Annotated in this window: 16 protein-coding genes; 4 read left to right on the top strand and 12 right to left on the bottom strand. The window is 67.3% G+C overall.

Annotated features, from left to right (window positions below):
• Window positions 1–2 precede the first annotated feature (2 nt).
• The 8 genes from ACNA0R_RS03475 to ACNA0R_RS03440 all read right to left on the bottom strand — a co-directional run bounded on the left by ACNA0R_RS03475 (window position 3) and on the right by ACNA0R_RS03440 (window position 7,628).
• Complete coding sequence (locus tag ACNA0R_RS03475) at window positions 3–884, bottom strand: FAD binding domain-containing protein (RefSeq protein ID WP_415824523.1); 882 nt, start codon at window positions 882–884, stop codon at window positions 3–5.
• Window positions 885–915: 31 nt separating this feature from the next.
• On the bottom strand, window positions 916–1,911 hold the full coding sequence (locus ACNA0R_RS03470) for an ABC transporter substrate-binding protein (protein WP_415825011.1): 996 nt from the start codon (window positions 1,909–1,911) through the stop codon (window positions 916–918).
• Between the two features lie 42 nt (window positions 1,912–1,953).
• Window positions 1,954–2,874 carry an alpha/beta hydrolase gene (locus ACNA0R_RS03465; protein ID WP_415824522.1) on the bottom strand — a complete coding sequence of 307 codons (921 nt, stop codon included), beginning with the start codon at window positions 2,872–2,874 and terminating at the stop codon, window positions 1,954–1,956.
• A 2-nt stretch (window positions 2,875–2,876) separates the two neighbouring features.
• Window positions 2,877–4,304, bottom strand: a complete 1,428-nt coding sequence (locus ACNA0R_RS03460; RefSeq protein ID WP_415824521.1) for an aldehyde dehydrogenase family protein — start codon at window positions 4,302–4,304, stop codon at window positions 2,877–2,879.
• A 302-nt stretch (window positions 4,305–4,606) separates the two neighbouring features.
• On the bottom strand, window positions 4,607–5,398 hold the full coding sequence (locus tag ACNA0R_RS03455) for an RsiV family protein (RefSeq protein WP_415825010.1): 792 nt from the start codon (window positions 5,396–5,398) through the stop codon (window positions 4,607–4,609).
• Between the two features lie 146 nt (window positions 5,399–5,544).
• The gene (locus ACNA0R_RS03450; protein WP_415824520.1) at window positions 5,545–6,321 is read right to left on the bottom strand and encodes a lipoate--protein ligase family protein; all 777 of its coding nucleotides are present in this window, start codon (window positions 6,319–6,321) and stop codon (window positions 5,545–5,547) included.
• Window positions 6,318–6,593, bottom strand: coding sequence for a biotin--protein ligase (locus ACNA0R_RS03445; protein WP_415824519.1), 276 nt, complete (start codon window positions 6,591–6,593; stop codon window positions 6,318–6,320). Before ACNA0R_RS03445 ends, ACNA0R_RS03450 begins: the two co-directional genes overlap by 4 nt.
• A 126-nt stretch (window positions 6,594–6,719) precedes the next feature.
• Window positions 6,720–7,628 carry a DMT family transporter gene (locus ACNA0R_RS03440; protein ID WP_415824518.1) on the bottom strand — a complete coding sequence of 303 codons (909 nt, stop codon included), beginning with the start codon at window positions 7,626–7,628 and terminating at the stop codon, window positions 6,720–6,722.
• Between the two features lie 192 nt (window positions 7,629–7,820).
• Between ACNA0R_RS03440 and ACNA0R_RS03435 the strand changes: the two genes are divergently transcribed.
• Entirely contained in the window at window positions 7,821–8,288 is a 468-nt protein-coding gene (locus tag ACNA0R_RS03435) for an Lrp/AsnC family transcriptional regulator (protein WP_415824517.1), read from the top strand.
• A 41-nt stretch (window positions 8,289–8,329) separates the two neighbouring features.
• Here ACNA0R_RS03435 and ACNA0R_RS03430 read toward each other — a convergent pair whose 3' ends face one another.
• Together ACNA0R_RS03430 and ACNA0R_RS03425 are read right to left on the bottom strand one after the other, a co-directional pair.
• The gene (locus ACNA0R_RS03430) at window positions 8,330–9,988 is read right to left on the bottom strand and encodes an amidase (RefSeq protein WP_415824516.1); all 1,659 of its coding nucleotides are present in this window, start codon (window positions 9,986–9,988) and stop codon (window positions 8,330–8,332) included.
• Window positions 9,989–10,048: 60 nt separating this feature from the next.
• Entirely contained in the window at window positions 10,049–10,534 is a 486-nt protein-coding gene (locus ACNA0R_RS03425; RefSeq protein WP_415825009.1) for a glutathione peroxidase, read from the bottom strand.
• 100 nt (window positions 10,535–10,634) lie between these two features.
• Between ACNA0R_RS03425 and ACNA0R_RS03420 the strand changes: the two genes are divergently transcribed.
• The 3 genes from ACNA0R_RS03420 to arsC all read left to right on the top strand — a co-directional run bounded on the left by ACNA0R_RS03420 (window position 10,635) and on the right by arsC (window position 13,251).
• The gene (locus ACNA0R_RS03420; protein WP_415824515.1) at window positions 10,635–10,955 is read left to right on the top strand and encodes a tetratricopeptide repeat protein; all 321 of its coding nucleotides are present in this window, start codon (window positions 10,635–10,637) and stop codon (window positions 10,953–10,955) included.
• Window positions 10,956–11,360: 405 nt separating this feature from the next.
• Entirely contained in the window at window positions 11,361–12,809 is a 1,449-nt protein-coding gene (locus ACNA0R_RS03415) for a CoA transferase (RefSeq protein ID WP_415824514.1), read from the top strand.
• Window positions 12,810–12,897: 88 nt separating this feature from the next.
• Window positions 12,898–13,251, top strand: a complete 354-nt coding sequence (arsC, locus tag ACNA0R_RS03410; protein WP_415824513.1) for an arsenate reductase (glutaredoxin) — start codon at window positions 12,898–12,900, stop codon at window positions 13,249–13,251.
• 1 nt (window position 13,252) lies between these two features.
• Here the strand turns inward: arsC and ACNA0R_RS03405 are convergent, their stop codons facing one another.
• Window positions 13,253–13,801 (bottom strand): peroxiredoxin, encoded by a 549-nt coding sequence (locus ACNA0R_RS03405; protein WP_415824512.1) that lies wholly within the window; start codon window positions 13,799–13,801, stop codon window positions 13,253–13,255.
• Window positions 13,802–13,843: 42 nt separating this feature from the next.
• Window positions 13,844–15,793 (bottom strand): YXWGXW repeat-containing protein, encoded by a 1,950-nt coding sequence (locus ACNA0R_RS03400; RefSeq protein ID WP_415824511.1) that lies wholly within the window; start codon window positions 15,791–15,793, stop codon window positions 13,844–13,846.
• Between the last annotated feature and the right edge of the window lie 50 nt (window positions 15,794–15,843).

Here is a 15,843-nt window from a genome sequence, read left to right as displayed (position 1 = left end):
GTTCATTGCATGCTCCCGCGCGTGCCGGCGGCGCGCGCCAGCGCTTGTTCCATGGCGTCGTGCAGCAGCCGCGCGGCCAGCCGCTGGCGGTACCACGCGGGATAGGCGGGATCCTCCAGGGCATCGCAGAGACGAGCCTGCTCCGCCGCGGCCCGCAGCGCCTCCCGATCGCCATTGCCTTCGACCAGCAGGCGTTCCGCTTCGGGCAGGCGCACCGGCGCCGGGCACACGCCGCCCAGCGCCAGCGCCGCACGGCTCAGCTTGCCGCCGCCATCCCGTTCCACCAGCGCGCTGGCCGATGCCACGGCAAAGTCGCCATGCCGGCGCGCGTATTCGACGAAGTGCCAGCCATGCCCGGCCCGCCATGGCCGCACGCGGATTTCCGTCAGGAGTTCATCCGCCGCCAGGCTGGTCGTCATCAGGCCCAGCCCGAAGTCGCGCGCCGCCACCTCGCGGCGTCCGCGCTCGCTCTGGATCACCATGCGCGCGTCCAGCAGCACGCACATGGTCGGCAGCTCCGCCGAAGGGTCCATGTGGCACAGGCTGCCGCCGATGGTGCCGCGATTGCGCGTCTGCCGATGGCCGACGTTCAGGATGGCGGCGTGCAGCACCGGCAAGCGCTCGCGCACCAGCGCGGAAAATTCCAGATCGCGCTGACGCGTCATGGCGCCGATGGCGATTTCGTCGCCGTCCTCGCGGATATAGCTGAGCCCTTCGACGCCGTTCAGATCGATGACGTCGTCCGGCATCGCCAGGCGCAGGTTCAGCATGGGCATGAGCGACTGCCCGCCGGCGATGACGCGCGCATTGGGCGAGCCGGCAAGCAGTCTCAGGGTATCCTGCACCGTGCCGGGCAGGTGCAGATTGAATGGCGCGGGCTTCACGGCTATCCCCGGCTAGGCATATGGAAAGGCGCTAGATCTTGGTCAGGTCCAGCGAGGACTCGGCGAACAATTCCTCCGGCGCCACCTTGCGCGCCGACAGGCCTTGCTCGTGGTGATAGCGGGTAAAAGTCTCCAGCACGTGCTTGTTGGCTTCGAAGCCGTAGCTCCAGTAGTCCTCGCCCATCAGCTTGCGCGCGTCCTCGAACTCGGCCACACCCCAGGGCAGGCTGTTGAACAGGTGGCCGATCTGGCCCAGTTCGTACATCGCGAATCCCTTGGCCTTGATGAACGCCTTGAAGACGCTGACCGGAAGCCAGGGATGCTGGTCCACCAGCGACTTGCGGATGCCGATCACGTGCATGGTCGGGAAGATGCCGGTGCGGCGGAAATAGTCGGCCTCGGTTTCGCGATAGTTGGGAAACAGCCGGTCGACATTGGGCGCGCCCTTCAGGAAACAGGAAGGCGCCCGCGCGCTGATCAGGCCGTCCAGCTCGCCGGCCTCCAGCATGCCCGACAGGGTCTTGTCGTCCGGAATCTGCCGCAGATCGATATCGTCGGGCAGCTTGATCGGCGCGCGTTCGCCGCGGCCGGCGTCTTCCAGGCCGCCGCGGCGCCAGTGCACCGACGCCGGTTTCAGGCCGAAGTCGTCCTGCAGGATGCCGCGTATCCACACGTTGGCGGTGATCTGGTACTCGGGCAGACCGATCTTCTTGCCGGCCAGGTCGGCGCCGTCGCGGATGCCGCGGTCGGTGCGGATGTACACGCCGGAATGGCGGAACAGCCGCGAAACGAAGGCCGGGATCGCCACGTACTCGTTCTGCCCGCGCGAGGTCATCATCGTATGGCTGCTCAGGGACATCTCGGTAATGTCGAATTCCTGGAAGCGGAAGGCGCGATGGAAGGCTTCCTCCGGTTCGACCGGCACGCCGATGATGTCGCAGCCTTCGACAGGCGCGCGTCCGTCCAGGACCGCGCGCGTGCGATCGTAATCGCACACGCCCAGACTCAACTGCAATTTAGCCACGATGGATCTCCAGATTCCGAGCGGGTAGAAGGGGGCGCGTGCCGGCTAGCGTAGCGCCTGGCGCGCGCAGTCTTGAATAAAGGCCATGATTTCCCCGCCCAGCCAGTCCTCGGCGGTATTGAAGTGCGCGATGATGGACGTATGGTTGTGGCCGCGCGCATAGGCCATGCGCGGTGACCGGCGCTTGGCGGCGGCCAGCCGGTTCGCCAGCTCCAGGCAATACAGGTCTATCAGGGGGTTCTCGTATTCGGCGTAGGCCACCATGGTGGGCGGGCTTTGCGCGCCGGCGTGCGACACCGGCGAGACGTCGTCGTAGCGCGAGGCATCGCTGCCGTAATAGGCTTCCACTTTGCGGGCATTCGGGTTTTCGGCGATGTTCTCCGCGCGCACCCGGCCGCTGACGACGATCAGCCCCGCCAGGCCATGGCCGGCGGCAGGCTGGTGGCGCGAGTCATAGGCATACGAGGCCGCGTGCGCCGCGCCGGCGGAATGCCCCATCAGATGGATCTGCCGCGGGTCGCCGCCGTATCGAGCGATGTTCTCCCGCACCCAGGCCACCGCCGCCGCCACATCTTGCGTGCCGCTGGGATAGGTGTGCGCGGGCGCCAGCCGGTATTCCATATTGACGCCCACGCAGCCCTGGCGCGCGAAGTAATACAGCACGTTGGCATAGACTTCGGTGCTGCGGTCGCGATGGCCGTCGACGAACGCGCCGCCATGCAGGAACAGCACGACGGGCCGCGCGCCATCGCGTCCGGGCGTGTAGACGTCCAGCACCTGGCGCTCGTCCCGGCCATAGGCCAGATCGCGCGCCACTTCCACGCCATGCTTGGGCGCGGCCGCGAGAATGGGGCTGTACGCCTCCACCATGCGCCGCACGTTGGCGGCGACGTCCTGGCCCCAGCGCGGGCCGATCTCGGCCAGCAACTGGCGCAGGGCGTCGGGAATCCGCGGGGCCTGTTCCATGTTCAGGCCACCGGACGGATGCCGATGAATTTCAACTGCGAAAGCTCTTCCATCGCATAGCGCACGCCCTCGCGGCCGAATCCGGATTGCTTGACGCCGCCGAAGGGATAGGTGTCCAGCCGGAAGCGGCTGGCTTCATTGACCCACATCGATCCCACCTGGAAATCGTCGGCGAAGCGCAGCGCCCGCGCGATGTCGCGGGTAAACACCGCGCCCTGCAGGCCGAACGGGGAATCGTTGGCCAGACGCAAGGCCTCTTCGACGTCGGCGGCGCGCTCGACGACCACCAGCGGGCCGAAGACCTCGTCGCACCAGATGCTGGCGCTGCGCGGCACGTCGACCAGAATGCCCGGCGTCACCATGCAGCCGTCCTGCCGGGGCTCCAGCGCATAACGGCCGCCGCCGGCGACGGCGTCGCGCGCCATGGCCATGACGCGCTCGGCCTGTGCGATCGACACCATGGGACCCAGGTCGGCCTTGGCGTCGTCCGGATCGCCGGCGCGCAGCGCGGCGGCGGCCTGGACGAAATGCGCCAGGAATTCTTCATACACGCCGGCGGCGACGATGACCCGCTGCGCGGAGACGCATTGCTGGCCGCTGGCTTCGAAGCCGGCGGCGGCGATACGGTTGGCGGCGTCCGCCAGGTCGGCATCGTCCAGCACGATGTTGGCGGCGTTCGATCCCAGTTCGGCAACGAACTTGCGCGCGCCGGCGGCGCGGATCAGCGCTTCGCCGGCGCGCGTGCCGCCGGTGAAGGTGACCACCGACACTTCCCGCGCGCCTGCCAGGGCCAGGGCGGGGCCGCGGTCCCCGGTGACGACGTTGAACAGTCCCGCGGGCAGGCCCGCCTGGCTGAATAGCTCGGCCACCTTCAACGCGACGCGCGTGCCGGCCGGATGCGGCTTGACGACGACCGCGTTGCCCACGGCCAGGGCAGGGGCCACCTTCTGGATAAGCAGGTTGATCGGCGCATTGAACGGCGTGATGGCCGCCACCACCCCATAAGGCACGCGCCGCGTGATGCCGATGCGGCCGGCGCCGGCCGGCGTGACGTCCAGCGGCAAGGATTCGCCGCCGAAGGTCTGCGCCTGCGCCACGGTGGCGCGGATGAACTGCGCGGCGCGGCCGACTTCGAAGGTCGCGGCCCGGCGCGGCTTGCCGATGTCGCGGATGATCAGGTCGACGAGCGCGGCGGCATTGGCTTCAATGGCTTCGGCGGCCTTGGACAGCCAGGCCATGCGGTCGGCGGTGGACAGTTTGCGGGCGGCTTCGAAGGCGTGGGCGGCGTCGCCCACGGCGCGCGCGACGACCTCGTCCGGGGCGTCGATCAGGTCGCCGCCGGACGAGGAATCGACCGGTGAAATAAAGGGCAGGACCTCGCCCGCATGGTCCACGCTCGCGCCATGGATATAACTCTGGATCTTGGCCACCCGAACCCCTTGCTGTGTGGTCTGGACGCCGCTGCCGGGCGTCTGTCTATGGCCATGAATGTTTAACTAGTTAGTCAATCATGTCAAGGTGGGAAAGGGATTACCCTAGGCTGGCAGGCGTGCATGCCCACTGTGCGCGGCGTTTCGCACGGGCAGTGGACGTAAAGGGCTGGGTCGAGGACGTAAAGGTGACTAAATAGTCAATAAACTGACGCGAAGCTGTGATGGGGGATGCGCCGCGGGCCTGGGCCGCGCCAGGCCCGCCGGGGCAACCGCGGATCCCGCCCCGGGCGCGCCCGCCGTCAATTCCGCGTGGGGATGAATTCCGGCCGCAGGATGCCCACCAGATCCTTGTAGGGGATCAGTAATTCGGGTTCGCCGTAGGAATAGGGCGCAATCGAATAGGCGTCGTACTTGACCACCATGCCGTCGCGCGTCAGCGCGAAGTTGTCCGTGGGTTCATAGGGCCACATCTTGTTGTAGGCGGCCGGATCGCGCTTGTAGTCGTCGTTGGTCTTCAGCCAGCGCGCGTGCGCGGCCTTCAGGGCCTCGACGTATTGCGGCCCCCGGCCGGGCAGGATGGCCTCGCCCAGGGCCAGCACGCGGCCCTTGCTGCGTTCCCAGTTCATGTATTGCGTGGCCGGTATGGGATGGGCCGCGCCGGTCACGTACTGCCCGGTGTGCAGCTCGATGGCGATGATATCGCCTACCGTATCCTTCACGCTGGCCTTGAACCAGGTCTGGTCGCGCGACTGGGCGGTCTGGAAAAAGTACTGCGCGTATTCGTTCAGCGTTTCGTACTGGCCGCGGCGGTTGCGGTCCAGGCCGGTCATGTAGGCCAGCACGTGGTCCACCAGCGCGGTCAGCTTGGGTATGCCGGGAAAGGCGACGGAGTCGACCTCGATGCGGGGGCAGTCGCCGCTGCAGCCGGGCTTGGTCTTGGTCCATTTGACGCTTTCCACCTTCACGTCGCCGGCATCGGCGGCCGGCGCGCCCGGGGACGCCAGGCTGATGTCCGCCGGCGGCGAACTGCCGCAGGCCGCCAGCAGCGCCAGCGCGCAGGCCATCATGCCGCCCGCGCCCAGGCGCGCCATGCGCGCGGCCCAGGGGCGGCCGGGTTTCACCGGCCTTGCGTGTCGACGTTCGCGGGCGGGGGCACCGCGGGTGGCGGAACTGGGGATGGCCATCATGACTCCGTTAAATCCATTTCACCGCCCGTACGTCTCACCGTACGGGCGTCTTACGGCACCTGCGTCAGCCAGGCCTCGCTGGCGAAACGCTCGCGCGCCTGGCGGTCGGCTTCGGCCAGTTCGGCGTCGGTGATCGCGCCGGGGCGCAAGCCGTGCCGGTCCTGGAACACTTGGATCATGCGATCGATGATCTGTTCCCTGGGCATGCCGGTCTGGGTCAGCAGCGGATCAACGCGTTTCTTCGCGCTGGTCGTGCCTTTGTCGGACAGCTTCTCGCGCCCGATACGCAGCACCTGCACCATCTTGTCGGCGTCGATGTCGTACGCCATGGTGACGTGATGCAGTACCGCCTGCCCGCGCCGCGCCTGGGCAGCGCCGCCGATCTTGCCGCCTTCCGAGGTGATGTCGTTCAGGGGCTGGTACCACGCCTTGATGCCCAGCGACTGCAGCGCTTCCAGCGTCCATTGATCCAGGAAGGCATAAGACTCCTGAAAGCTCATGCCCTGGACCAGCGATAGCGGCGCGTAGATCGAATACGTAATGGTGTTGCCGGGTTCCACGAACATCGCGCCGCCGCCGCTGACGCGGCGCACGACTTCGACGCCATGGCGCCGCGCGCCTTCCGGGTCGACTTCGTTCTTCAGCGATTGGAAGCGGCCGATCACCACCGCGCGCGCCGCCCATTCCCAGAAGCGCAGGGTAGGGGGCCGGCGTCCGGCGGCGACCTCATCGCACAGCACGGCGTCCAGCGCCATGTGCTGCAAGGGGGTGCGCGGGCCTTCCCGGATCAGTTGCCAGTCGTGATCGCGCCAGTCCGTGCGAGTCATGCCAGCGCCCTCCGTACCGCCACGGCCACCGCTTCCGGCGAAAAGCCGAACATCTCCGTGCCGCGCGGCAGGGCCAGGGCCACCGCCAGCGCGATCTCGGCCTCGCTGGCGCGCGCGGACAGCCCGGTCAGGGCGCGGTCGATCTCCGCCAGCGCCTCCGGTGGTTCCAGGAAAAAGTCGCCGCTGATGCTTACCTGGGACAGCGCATCGCCGTCGACCTGCACATCGGCCACCACCAGCTTGCCGCCAGGCACTTTGTATTCGCCATGCATGGGAAATCCTCGAAACGGGCGCCCGGCCGGCGGGCGGCGGGCGCGTGCGTCGATGTTAAGCCATGCCTGGGCTTTGCGCTGCCGATGCCATGCGGGGCGCGCCGTTTTTGCGGGGTCCCGGGAGGTTCAGCGCGCCAGTCCGCGTTTGCCTCGGGCGTCCGGCCACAGCCGCCAGTTCAGCGTCACGCCGGCCACCGCCAGCAGGATCAGCGATATACCCAGCGCCTGCGCCAGATCCAGACGCTGGTCGAAGAAGGCGTAATCGACCAGGATGGCCACGGCGGGATAGATGAAGGACAGCGCGGCCAGCATGGAGGTCGCCAGCTTCTGGATCGCCGAATACAGCAGGATGTACATCAGGCAGGTATGCACGACGCCCAGCACCACCAGGCAGGCCCATTGCGAGGGCATGGCCGGCAACGCCGAGAAGTCCGCCAGCGGCGCCAGCATGACGATCCCCACGACCGCCTGCACCAGGGCCAGCAGATGGGGCGGTACATGGGCCAGCCGCTTGACGATGATCGCCGTGACGGCGTATAGCGCCCCCGCGCCCAAGCCCAGCGCCAATCCCAGCAGGTGGCCTTCGCGCGGTGTCGCCTGCGCGCTATTCAGGTCCAGCAGCAGCAACAGCCCGCCAAAGGCGACCACCGCCCAGGCCACCTTGCTGACACTGGGGCGTTCGCCCAGGAACGCCGCCCCCAGCCCCATCAAAAAGAACGGCTGGAAGTTGTAGACGGCCGTCGACAACGAGATCGACGCCAGCCGATAGGCCGAAAACAGCAGCACCCAGTTCATGACCAGGGCGGCGCCCGCCGCCACCGCCATCAGCAGGCTCGTGCGGGTGAAATAGCGCCGCGACAACAAGCCGGCCGCCTGGCAATAGACCAGCAGCGCCAGGGCGCCGAATACGCAGCGGAAAAACACGACATTGAAGGGCGTCTGCCCGGAGGCCAGCACGAAGTAGCCCAGCGTGCCTGACAGGGCCATCGCCGTGCTCATTTGCGCGATGCCCATGCGTTCGATCGGTGTAGCCATGATGGCGATCCTCGGTTGAATCACGGGCGTCATCCACATGCGCCCGCCGTCTCGTACGCCGGCGCGCGCGGGACTTGCAAGGCGGGCCGGCATCGAAGTAAGGTCTGGTGGAAATTATCCCAGGCGGATCAACCGAACTACATAGATAAATTGCGCGGTTTTTCCGGCTCAGCCTGCGTTATGGAGGAAAAAATGCCAGTTTCCCTTAATAGTCGCGAGAGCGGCCTGGATGCCGTCGACCGACGGCTGATCACGCTGCTTTGCGCGAACGCGCGCGCCCCTGTCGCGGAGCTCGCCAGGGCCGTCGGCATGTCCTCTCCCAGCGTGGCCGACCGCCTGCGCCGCCTGGAGGAATCCGGCGTCATCCGGGGATATACGGTGGACGTCGATCCGGCGGCGCTCGGCTATACCCTGGAGGCCATCGTGCGCGTGAGGCCCATGCCCGGCCAGTTGCGGCACGTCGAGACCCTGTTGAAGGAAATTCCCGAGTTCATCGAGTGTGACAAGGTCACCGGGGACGACTGCTTCGTTGCCCGGGTCGTGTTGCGGTCCATCGGGCAGCTGGACCCGATCCTGGAACGCGTCACGGAATACGCCGAAACCAACACCGCCATGATCAAGGACGCCACCTTGCGCCGCCGCCTGCCGCCGCTGGCGTGACGCCCTGGCGGCGCCGCCACGCCAAGGTCGACATCGCGCGACTACACCAGGGCCCGCGCCAGCGTGTCCGCCACCGCCAGCAGCCGGGCCTCGGAGAGCGGGCGGCCGATCAGTTGGGCTCCGATCGGCATCCCGTTGTCGTCCTTGCCGATCGGCATGCTGAGCACCGGCAGCCCCAGATAGTTGAAAGCGCGGGTCAGGCGTGTAATCGATGCGACCACGCCGAACACCCGGCCCTTGCCTTCCATGTCCGCCTCGGCGCGGCTCGGCACCTGGATCGGTATCGTCGGACACACCAGCACGTCCGCCCGCGACATCGGTCCGGTCAGCCAGGCTTGCACCAGTTTCGCGCGGGCCAGCAGCGCTTCCGCATAGCGGACCGCGGGAAGATGCAGGCCGGCTTCCGTGCGCGAATACACCGCCTGCGAATAACGTTCCGGCGCGCGGCGCATCCATTCGGCATGGATGGTCGCGCCTTCGACCTTGGCGATCACGTCGCCCATCGCGTAGCAGGCCGGCAGGTCGTCGAAGCGGGCGCGTCCGGTCGCGCCGAACACGCCGGCGGCGCGTTGCATGAACGCGTCCAGGGCGCCGGCGATGGCATCGTCATAGGGCTCCAGGCCGTCCAGCAGCGCCACCCGCGTACCCTGCGCGCCGGCCGCGATCGCCGCCGCGTAATCGGGCACCGGCGCGTCCACGCTGGTCGGATCTCCCGCGTCATGGCCCGCCACGGCCTGCAGGATCAGCCCGCAATCCAGCGCGCTGCGCGCCAGCGGCCCGATGCAATCCAGCGACCAGGCGCGCGGAAAGCAGCCGCGCCGCGACACCAGGCCATAGGTGGTCTTCAAGCCATACACGCCATTCATGGAGGCGGGCGTGCGGATCGACCCGCCGGTGTCCGATCCCAGCGATCCGAACACGGCGCCGGCCGCGACCGCCACCGCCGATCCGCTGGACGAACCGCCCGCGACGCGCGTGGGATCGTGCGCATTGCAGCAATCGCCCCAATGCGGATTCTGCCCGGTCGGTCCCGACACCATCTCGTTCAGGTTCAGCGGCCCCAGGTCCACCGCGCCGGCGGCGTCCAGGCGCTCCAGCACCGCCGCGTCGGCGTCGCCCGGCGTGTCGGGAAACACTTTCGAGCCCACCGTCATGGGCAGGCCGGCGCGCGTGAAGCAGTCCTTGTGGGCCAAGGGGATGCCATGCAGCGGCCCGCGCCAGCGGCCTTGCGCCAGCTCGCGGTCGCGTTCGCGCGCCTGTTCCAGGGCGCGCTCCGCCCAGATGGCGATGAAGGGATTCAGGATGGGCTGCACCTCGGCGGCGCGCGCCAGGGCCTGGCGCGTCAACGATTCAGCGCTGATTTCACCGGCGCGGATCCGCGCCGACATTTGCGCGAGCGATGCATAGGCCGACGTCGTCGCGTCCACCGGCTCCCGCATCTCGGCCGGCGCCGCGACATCGCCGCTCATCGCCCCATCGCGCATCCGCATCATCAAGCCGGGATAGTCCTGCGGATGCATCCCCGGCACCAGCCGGTCCCGCACGCCGGCGCGCACCGCATCGTTCAGTCGCATGACTTCGGCGGCCACCTGCCCAGGGTCCGTGCGCGACACCAACCCATGCAGCCGAGGCGTCATGGCGGCTACCGCCGATTGCATTTCAGGCAGGCCATCGCCGCCGGATTCATCTGCTTGATTCATCTGCTCAATTCACTGCTGCATCGAAATTCGATATGCCCGCGGCGTCGCGCGAAGCGGGGCCTACGCCGCGCAGGCCGCCACGATCGCAGGCGCGATGGCAGCCGGTTTATCGCCCGGGCCGTAGCGCCGGATCGGCAGTCCATCGCGTCCCACCAGGAATTTGGTGAAGTTCCACTTGATGCCCGGCGTGCCAAGAAAGCCCGGCCGTTCCCGCTTCAGCCACTGGTACAAGGGATGCGCATGCTCGCCATTGACGTCTATCTTGGCGAACAGCGGAAAGGTCACGTCATACCGCAGCGTACAGAAGCGCTTGATCTCCGCTTCATCGCCAGGTTCCTGATGGCGGAACTGGTCGCAGGGAAAACCGAGCACCGTGAAACCCGCGTCGCCATGTTCGCGATACAGCGCTTCCAGCCCCGCATACTGCGGCGTGAATCCGCAGCGCGATGCGACGTTGACGACCAGCACTACGCGTCCCTCATACTCGCGCAGCGATCGCTGCACGCCGTCGATATCGACAGCGGAAAAATCGGCAAGAGTGGTCATGATGGTCCTGGCATCGTCCGTATGGAACGACGATTGTAGAGGCACGGGAAAGCCTGCCTGGAACGCGGTATCGTTCCATCCAAATACAGGAGGGACCGCCATGACCCCGCCATCGATGACGGAACGTCTGGAATCCATGCTGGCCTCGGGCCGGGATGACAAGCTGCTGCGATACACGCTGGGCAAGGCCTATGCGGAAGCTGGCGATTTCGACAAGGCCTGCATACACCTGGAGACCTCGGTCGCCTACGACCCCGACTATTCCGTCGCCTGGAAATGGCTGGGTAAGGCCCGCCTGGGCAAGCACGATAGCGAGGGCGCACGCGAAGCATGGGAACGTGCATCCGCCGTCGCCAGCGCCCATGGCGATGCGCAGGTCGTCAAGGAAGTCGCCGTGTTCCTGCGCCGTCTGGATCGATAGGCATGCGCCGCCGCGCCGTGCGCGCGTGCGTTTGCCCGGCCAAACGCTTGCTCCCTTTGCAGCAATACCGCCATATGGCTTCATCACTATTGCGGTAGGTTGCGCTCTATTGCATGGCGCCCAGGGCCGGCGCTCGCGTGCCGATACACGACGCGCCCGGCCGGCCATGCACGGCGTAGGACTGTTGGAACGGCGTCACAGCAGCACGCATCTCTGCGTAGGTTTGAGCTGCAAAACGAAAACAGATGTGACCGCTGCCTTGCCGCTTAAAACATCGATGCCTAGCGGGCGCCGCGCGCGTCGGCAGCGCGCCGTCAAACCGTGAAACACGCATTGCCTCGTACTATGTTGACGCTCTGGTTGTCCCGGATTTGTAATGCGCTGGGATAAGTACGGCCAGACGCAATGGGATACTTGATGGATCTACGTCCGCCCTTCTTCAAGGGCGCTTCTTCGAGTCGTAAATCGACGCATGGCGCGCTCACGGCGTTGTGGCAGATGGCCGACATGCCCGAAGAAGCGCTTGGCTATGTCGATTTGCCGGGAGCGGATCCTGTCCTTCCATCTTCGTTTTCCGTCGGCATGGCGGCCCAATGCAGCATGGCGGCCGCCGCGCTGGCCGCCGGCGAACTCTGGCACATGCGTGGCGGCCGCCGCCAGCGGGTCTCCGTGGACATGCGTCATGCCGTCCAGGAAACGCGGGGCTACTTCACTGTGGACGGCGTGCAGCCGAATGTCTGGGACAAGATTACGGGCGTGTACCGCTGCGGTGACGGCAACTGGGTTCGCATCCATGCCAACTTCGAACACCATCGCGATGGGGCCCTGGCGCTATTGGGCTGTCCCACCGGCGCCACGGTGGAGCGCCGCGCCGTCGAACGCGCGCTGTCGCGCTGGACCGCGCTGGAGTTCGAACAGGCTGCCGCCGAGGCCGGCCTGGTGGTCGCCGCCTTGCGGACCTTCGATGAATGGGACCGCCATCCCCAGGGCATCGCCGTGTCGCAATTGCCGCTTGTCTCCATCGAGCGCATCGGGGACGGCCCGGAGCGGCCGCTGCCGCGCTACGGCGACGACCCGCGCCCATTGCAGGGTATCCGGGTCCTGGACCTGACCCGCATCATCGCCGGACCGGTATGCGGCCGCACGCTGGCCGCCTACGGCGCCGACGTGATGCTCATGAATTCCCCCGAGCTGCCCAACATCAACGCCATCGCCGAAACCAGCCGCGGCAAGCTGTCGGTATTGGCGGACCTGGAGACCGCCACCGGGCGCATCACGCTGGGCAATCTGTTGCGCAGCGCGCACGTCTTCGTGCAAGGCTACCGGCCCGGCGCGCTGGAGTCGCAAGGCTTCGGCGCCGAAGATGTCGCGCGCCTGCGTCCGGGTATCGTCTATGTATCCCTGTCCGCCTATGGCCATGTCGGCCCCTGGGCGCGCCGCCGCGGCTTCGATTCGCTGGTGCAGACGGCCAGCGGCTTCAACCATGCCGAAGCCCAGGCCGCCGGCCAGGAGGCGCCGCGGCCCATGCCGGTCCAGATATTGGACTATGCCAGCGGGTATTTGATGGCCTTCGGCGCGCAGGTCGCGCTGGCGCGGCAGGCGACGGAAGGCGGCAGCTGGCACGTGCGCGTGTCGCTGGCGCAGACGGCCCGGTGGCTTCGCGGCCTGCCGCGCGTGCCCAATGGCCTGTCCTGCCCCATGCCGCAGTTGGATGGCTATCTGGAGGAAACGGCGTCGGGCTTCGGCCAGCTCGTCGCGGTGCGCCACGCGGCGCGGTTTTCCGCCACGCCGGCCAGATGGGCCCGGCCCTCGGTGCCGCCGGGGACCAATCCGACGGTGTGGCCGTTCAGCTAGGCTGTCCGGGGGCATGCTGGCATCCGCATCGTGCGCGCAGTAGACTTGCGGCCCCGCGCCACGGCGCGTTTTCCATACAGGTCCAGCCATGTCCACCACCATCTACCACAATCCGCGCTGCGGAACGTCCCGTACGGTCCTGGAGATCCTGCAGGAATCGGGCGTCACGCCCACCGTCATCGAATATCTGAAGACGCCGCCGTCACGCGATACCTTGAAGTCGCTGATCGCCCAGGCCGGGCTGAGCGTGCGTGACGCCGTCCGCGCCAAGGAGCCGATCTACCAGGAGCTGGGCCTGGACGCCGCGGATGTCAGCGACGAGCGTCTGCTCGACGCGATGATCGAACATCCCATCCTGATCAACCGGCCTTTCGTCGTGACGCCCATGGGCGCGCGCCTCTGCCGGCCCGCGGAAGTCGTGCGCGAAATCCTGCCGGCGTGATTCATTGCCGCGCATTCCCACGCCGCCATTGCCGCAGCGCTTCCAGGGTATTGGCGACGTGGTGTTCCGGATTGCTGTCCGTGTATGAGTAGATGACCCGTCCGGGCGGGACGATGACATAGGAAATACGTTGCGCCCGCTCGGGGTTGCGGTCATGCACCGCGTCGTAGGTCTTCATGATGTGCTGGTCCGCATCGGCCGCCACCGCGAATTTGCTCTGGCAGGCGCTGACGGAAAACCGCTGCAGCACGTCGATGCCGTCCGCCGACACGCCCACCACGCGCGCGCCGAGTTCGCGGTATTGGTCGGTGGCTTCGGCGAAGTTATGGGCTTCCAGGGTGCATCCCGTCGTGAAGGCGGCCGGATAGAAATACAGCACGACCGGCCCTTCGCGCAGGGCCGCCGCCATGGAAAACTGGAATACCTGCCCACCCATCGCCGCCGATGTCGAGAAGTCGGGGGCCGGCGCGCCGACGGGGAGGGCGCTCCACGCGGCCGGCGTGGTGGCCAGGGCGGCGAGCAAGGACAGCATGGCGGCGGTTTTCTTCATGGCGACCTCACGCGACAACGAGGACAACGGGTGCAGGCGATTTTATCGCTGTGCCTCGCGTATGTATTGCTGGCGCGGTTCTCGATGGACGTTCTGCCGGCCCTGGATCTCACGTTGTTGTGCATTGTCGTGGCGGTTGATCTCGCGTTGCGCCTGGCGGCTTTGAGTCTGCCATTGCTGGCGTGACTGCTGCTGTTCGCGCTGGCGCAGGCGCTCCTGCTGCTGCATCTGGCGCTGCTGCGCGGCCAGCTGGCGCGTGACCGCCTGCTGGTTCCGGTCGTATTCCTGCCGCACCGCCTGCTGTCGCGCGTCGCCCTCGCGCTGGTTGGTTCGCTGCAGTTGCTGTCGATACTGCTGCTGTTGTTGTTGCTGCTGCAGTTGCTGTTGGCGAAATTGCTGCTGCTGTTGCTGCTGCTGGCGGAATTGCTGCTGTTGCTGATTCTGCTGCAATTGCTGCTGGCGATACTGCTGTTGTTGGCGGGCGTCGTTCTGCAACTGCTGCCGGTATTGGTCGCGCTGCAGTTGCTGGCGCTGATCGAACTGCTCCTGCTGCCGCTGCTGGAATTGCTGTTGTTGCAGCTGCTGGCGCTGTTGCGCCTGCTGTTGCTGCAATTGCTGTTGCTGCCGCTGTTGCTGTTGGCGCAACTGCTGCTGGAATTGCGTATCGCCAGGCAGTTGGCCGGGCTGCGGACCGGGCTGCTGGAGCTGGCGTTGCTGCAGCTGTTGCTGCTCGCCTCTTTGCTGCAATTGTTGTTGCTGCAGCTGTTGTTGCAGACGCAGCTGTTGCTGCTGGGTCTGCTGCTGTTGCTGAAGCTGCTGCGCGTAATTGGGGCTGGCCTGGGCCAGGCGCGGTCGTCCGGGTATGCTTTGCCGCGGCCCCTGCGCGCCCTGCGCCGCCGCATCGTGTTCCGAGTCGGCGCGCTGCCGCATTTCCTGGCGCTGGTTGTCGGCCTGCCGTTCCTGGCTCGTCAGGCGCTGGTCCAGCTGCCGTTGCTGCATTTCCATCTGCCTGACCTGGCCGTTCTTGCCAGGCCACGGCGCGCCACCCATGTCGGGCCTGGAAGCCGCGCCCGGGTTACCGGCCGGCCTGTCCCACTTCGCCCCCCCGGGCGACCATTTATTGTCCGGGCTTCCCGCCGGGTGCGCGAACGCGGCCTGAGGCGGCCGGCCTCGATTCACGGACATGTATTGCTGCCGGTCGCGGCCGGCGTGGCGATCCAGGTCGACCTGCGGGCGCAACGGCGGCGTATGCTTTTCATGCGATGCCGCCTGCTCGCGCGCATCCGGTCCCCGGCGCAGGCCCTGCGGGCCGCCGTAATAGCTGATACGCGGGCCCTTCGGCGCCGGAATGGCGACCGGATGGCTGTACACGTAGCGCGACCTGCCGGGCACGATGCGTGTCACTTCCCGGTTGTAGTAGAAGTGGCGGTCGCGCCAATAACCCCCGACATATCCGCGGCCCGTATAGCCATAGCCGTAGTCGATGCCGCCGTAGTAGCCGACGTGGGGCCCCCAGTAGCCGCCGCGCCAGCGATACACCGGCGCCACGTATACCCAATATCCCGGCGTCCACAGCGCGCCTGCATAGGGCGCCAGGACCCACACGCCCGGCACCCAGTAGAAGCCGTAGGCATTGCGCGCCCAGTACCCCGGGACCCACAGGTAGCCGTCACCGGGCGACGGCGGCTGCTCATAGGCGGGCAAGGGGGGAGGGGGTTCGGTGGACGTGTCCGCCACCGCCAGATTGGCATCGGCCGGGTCTTCGCCATCCGCCGCGCCGCCGGCGGCATAGCCTTGGTCATTCCCGCTGCCAGCCGCGGCAGGATAGGCCGCGCCGCTATCGGCCGGCGCCTGGGCCGGGTAGACCGCCCCCTGATCCTGATAGACGGGCGCCTGCGGCGCCACCGGCGCCACCGTGCCGTTGCCGCCGGCCTGGGACGTCGAATACACCGTCGTCCCGGCCGGCGCCGGCGCGGCGGTGGAATATTGCACGGATCCGCGGGCGGCCGCATCGGCCGGGACGGATGACGAATAATTCGTTT

It is taken from the genome of Bordetella sputigena (assembly GCF_965137885.1).
Classification (GTDB): domain Bacteria; phylum Pseudomonadota; class Gammaproteobacteria; order Burkholderiales; family Burkholderiaceae_B; genus Bordetella_C; species Bordetella_C sputigena.
The sequence above is the reverse complement of the archived record's forward strand: the minus strand, read 5'-3'. Positions and strand labels throughout refer to the sequence as shown.

Excerpts from the sequence above, each read along its gene's own strand:
- ACNA0R_RS03425 (WP_415825009.1), bottom strand. The coding sequence starts at position 10,534 with ATGACCACTCTTGCCGATTTTTCCGCTGTCGATATCGACGGCGTGCAG.
- ACNA0R_RS03405 (WP_415824512.1), bottom strand. The coding sequence starts at position 13,801 with ATGAAGAAAACCGCCGCCATGCTGTCCTTGCTCGCCGCCCTGGCCACC.
- arsC (WP_415824513.1), top strand. The coding sequence starts at position 12,898 with ATGTCCACCACCATCTACCACAATCCGCGCTGCGGAACGTCCCGTACG.
- ACNA0R_RS03445 (WP_415824519.1), bottom strand. The coding sequence starts at position 6,593 with ATGCATGGCGAATACAAAGTGCCTGGCGGCAAGCTGGTGGTGGCCGAT.
- ACNA0R_RS03440 (WP_415824518.1), bottom strand. The coding sequence starts at position 7,628 with ATGGCTACACCGATCGAACGCATGGGCATCGCGCAAATGAGCACGGCG.
- ACNA0R_RS03420 (WP_415824515.1), top strand. The coding sequence starts at position 10,635 with ATGACCCCGCCATCGATGACGGAACGTCTGGAATCCATGCTGGCCTCG.
- ACNA0R_RS03465 (WP_415824522.1), bottom strand. The coding sequence starts at position 2,874 with ATGGAACAGGCCCCGCGGATTCCCGACGCCCTGCGCCAGTTGCTGGCC.
- ACNA0R_RS03430 (WP_415824516.1), bottom strand. The coding sequence starts at position 9,988 with ATGAATCAAGCAGATGAATCCGGCGGCGATGGCCTGCCTGAAATGCAA.
- ACNA0R_RS03455 (WP_415825010.1), bottom strand. The coding sequence starts at position 5,398 with ATGGCGCGCCTGGGCGCGGGCGGCATGATGGCCTGCGCGCTGGCGCTG.
- ACNA0R_RS03450 (WP_415824520.1), bottom strand. The coding sequence starts at position 6,321 with ATGACTCGCACGGACTGGCGCGATCACGACTGGCAACTGATCCGGGAA.
- ACNA0R_RS03435 (WP_415824517.1), top strand. The coding sequence starts at position 7,821 with ATGCCAGTTTCCCTTAATAGTCGCGAGAGCGGCCTGGATGCCGTCGAC.
- ACNA0R_RS03415 (WP_415824514.1), top strand. The coding sequence starts at position 11,361 with ATGGGATACTTGATGGATCTACGTCCGCCCTTCTTCAAGGGCGCTTCT.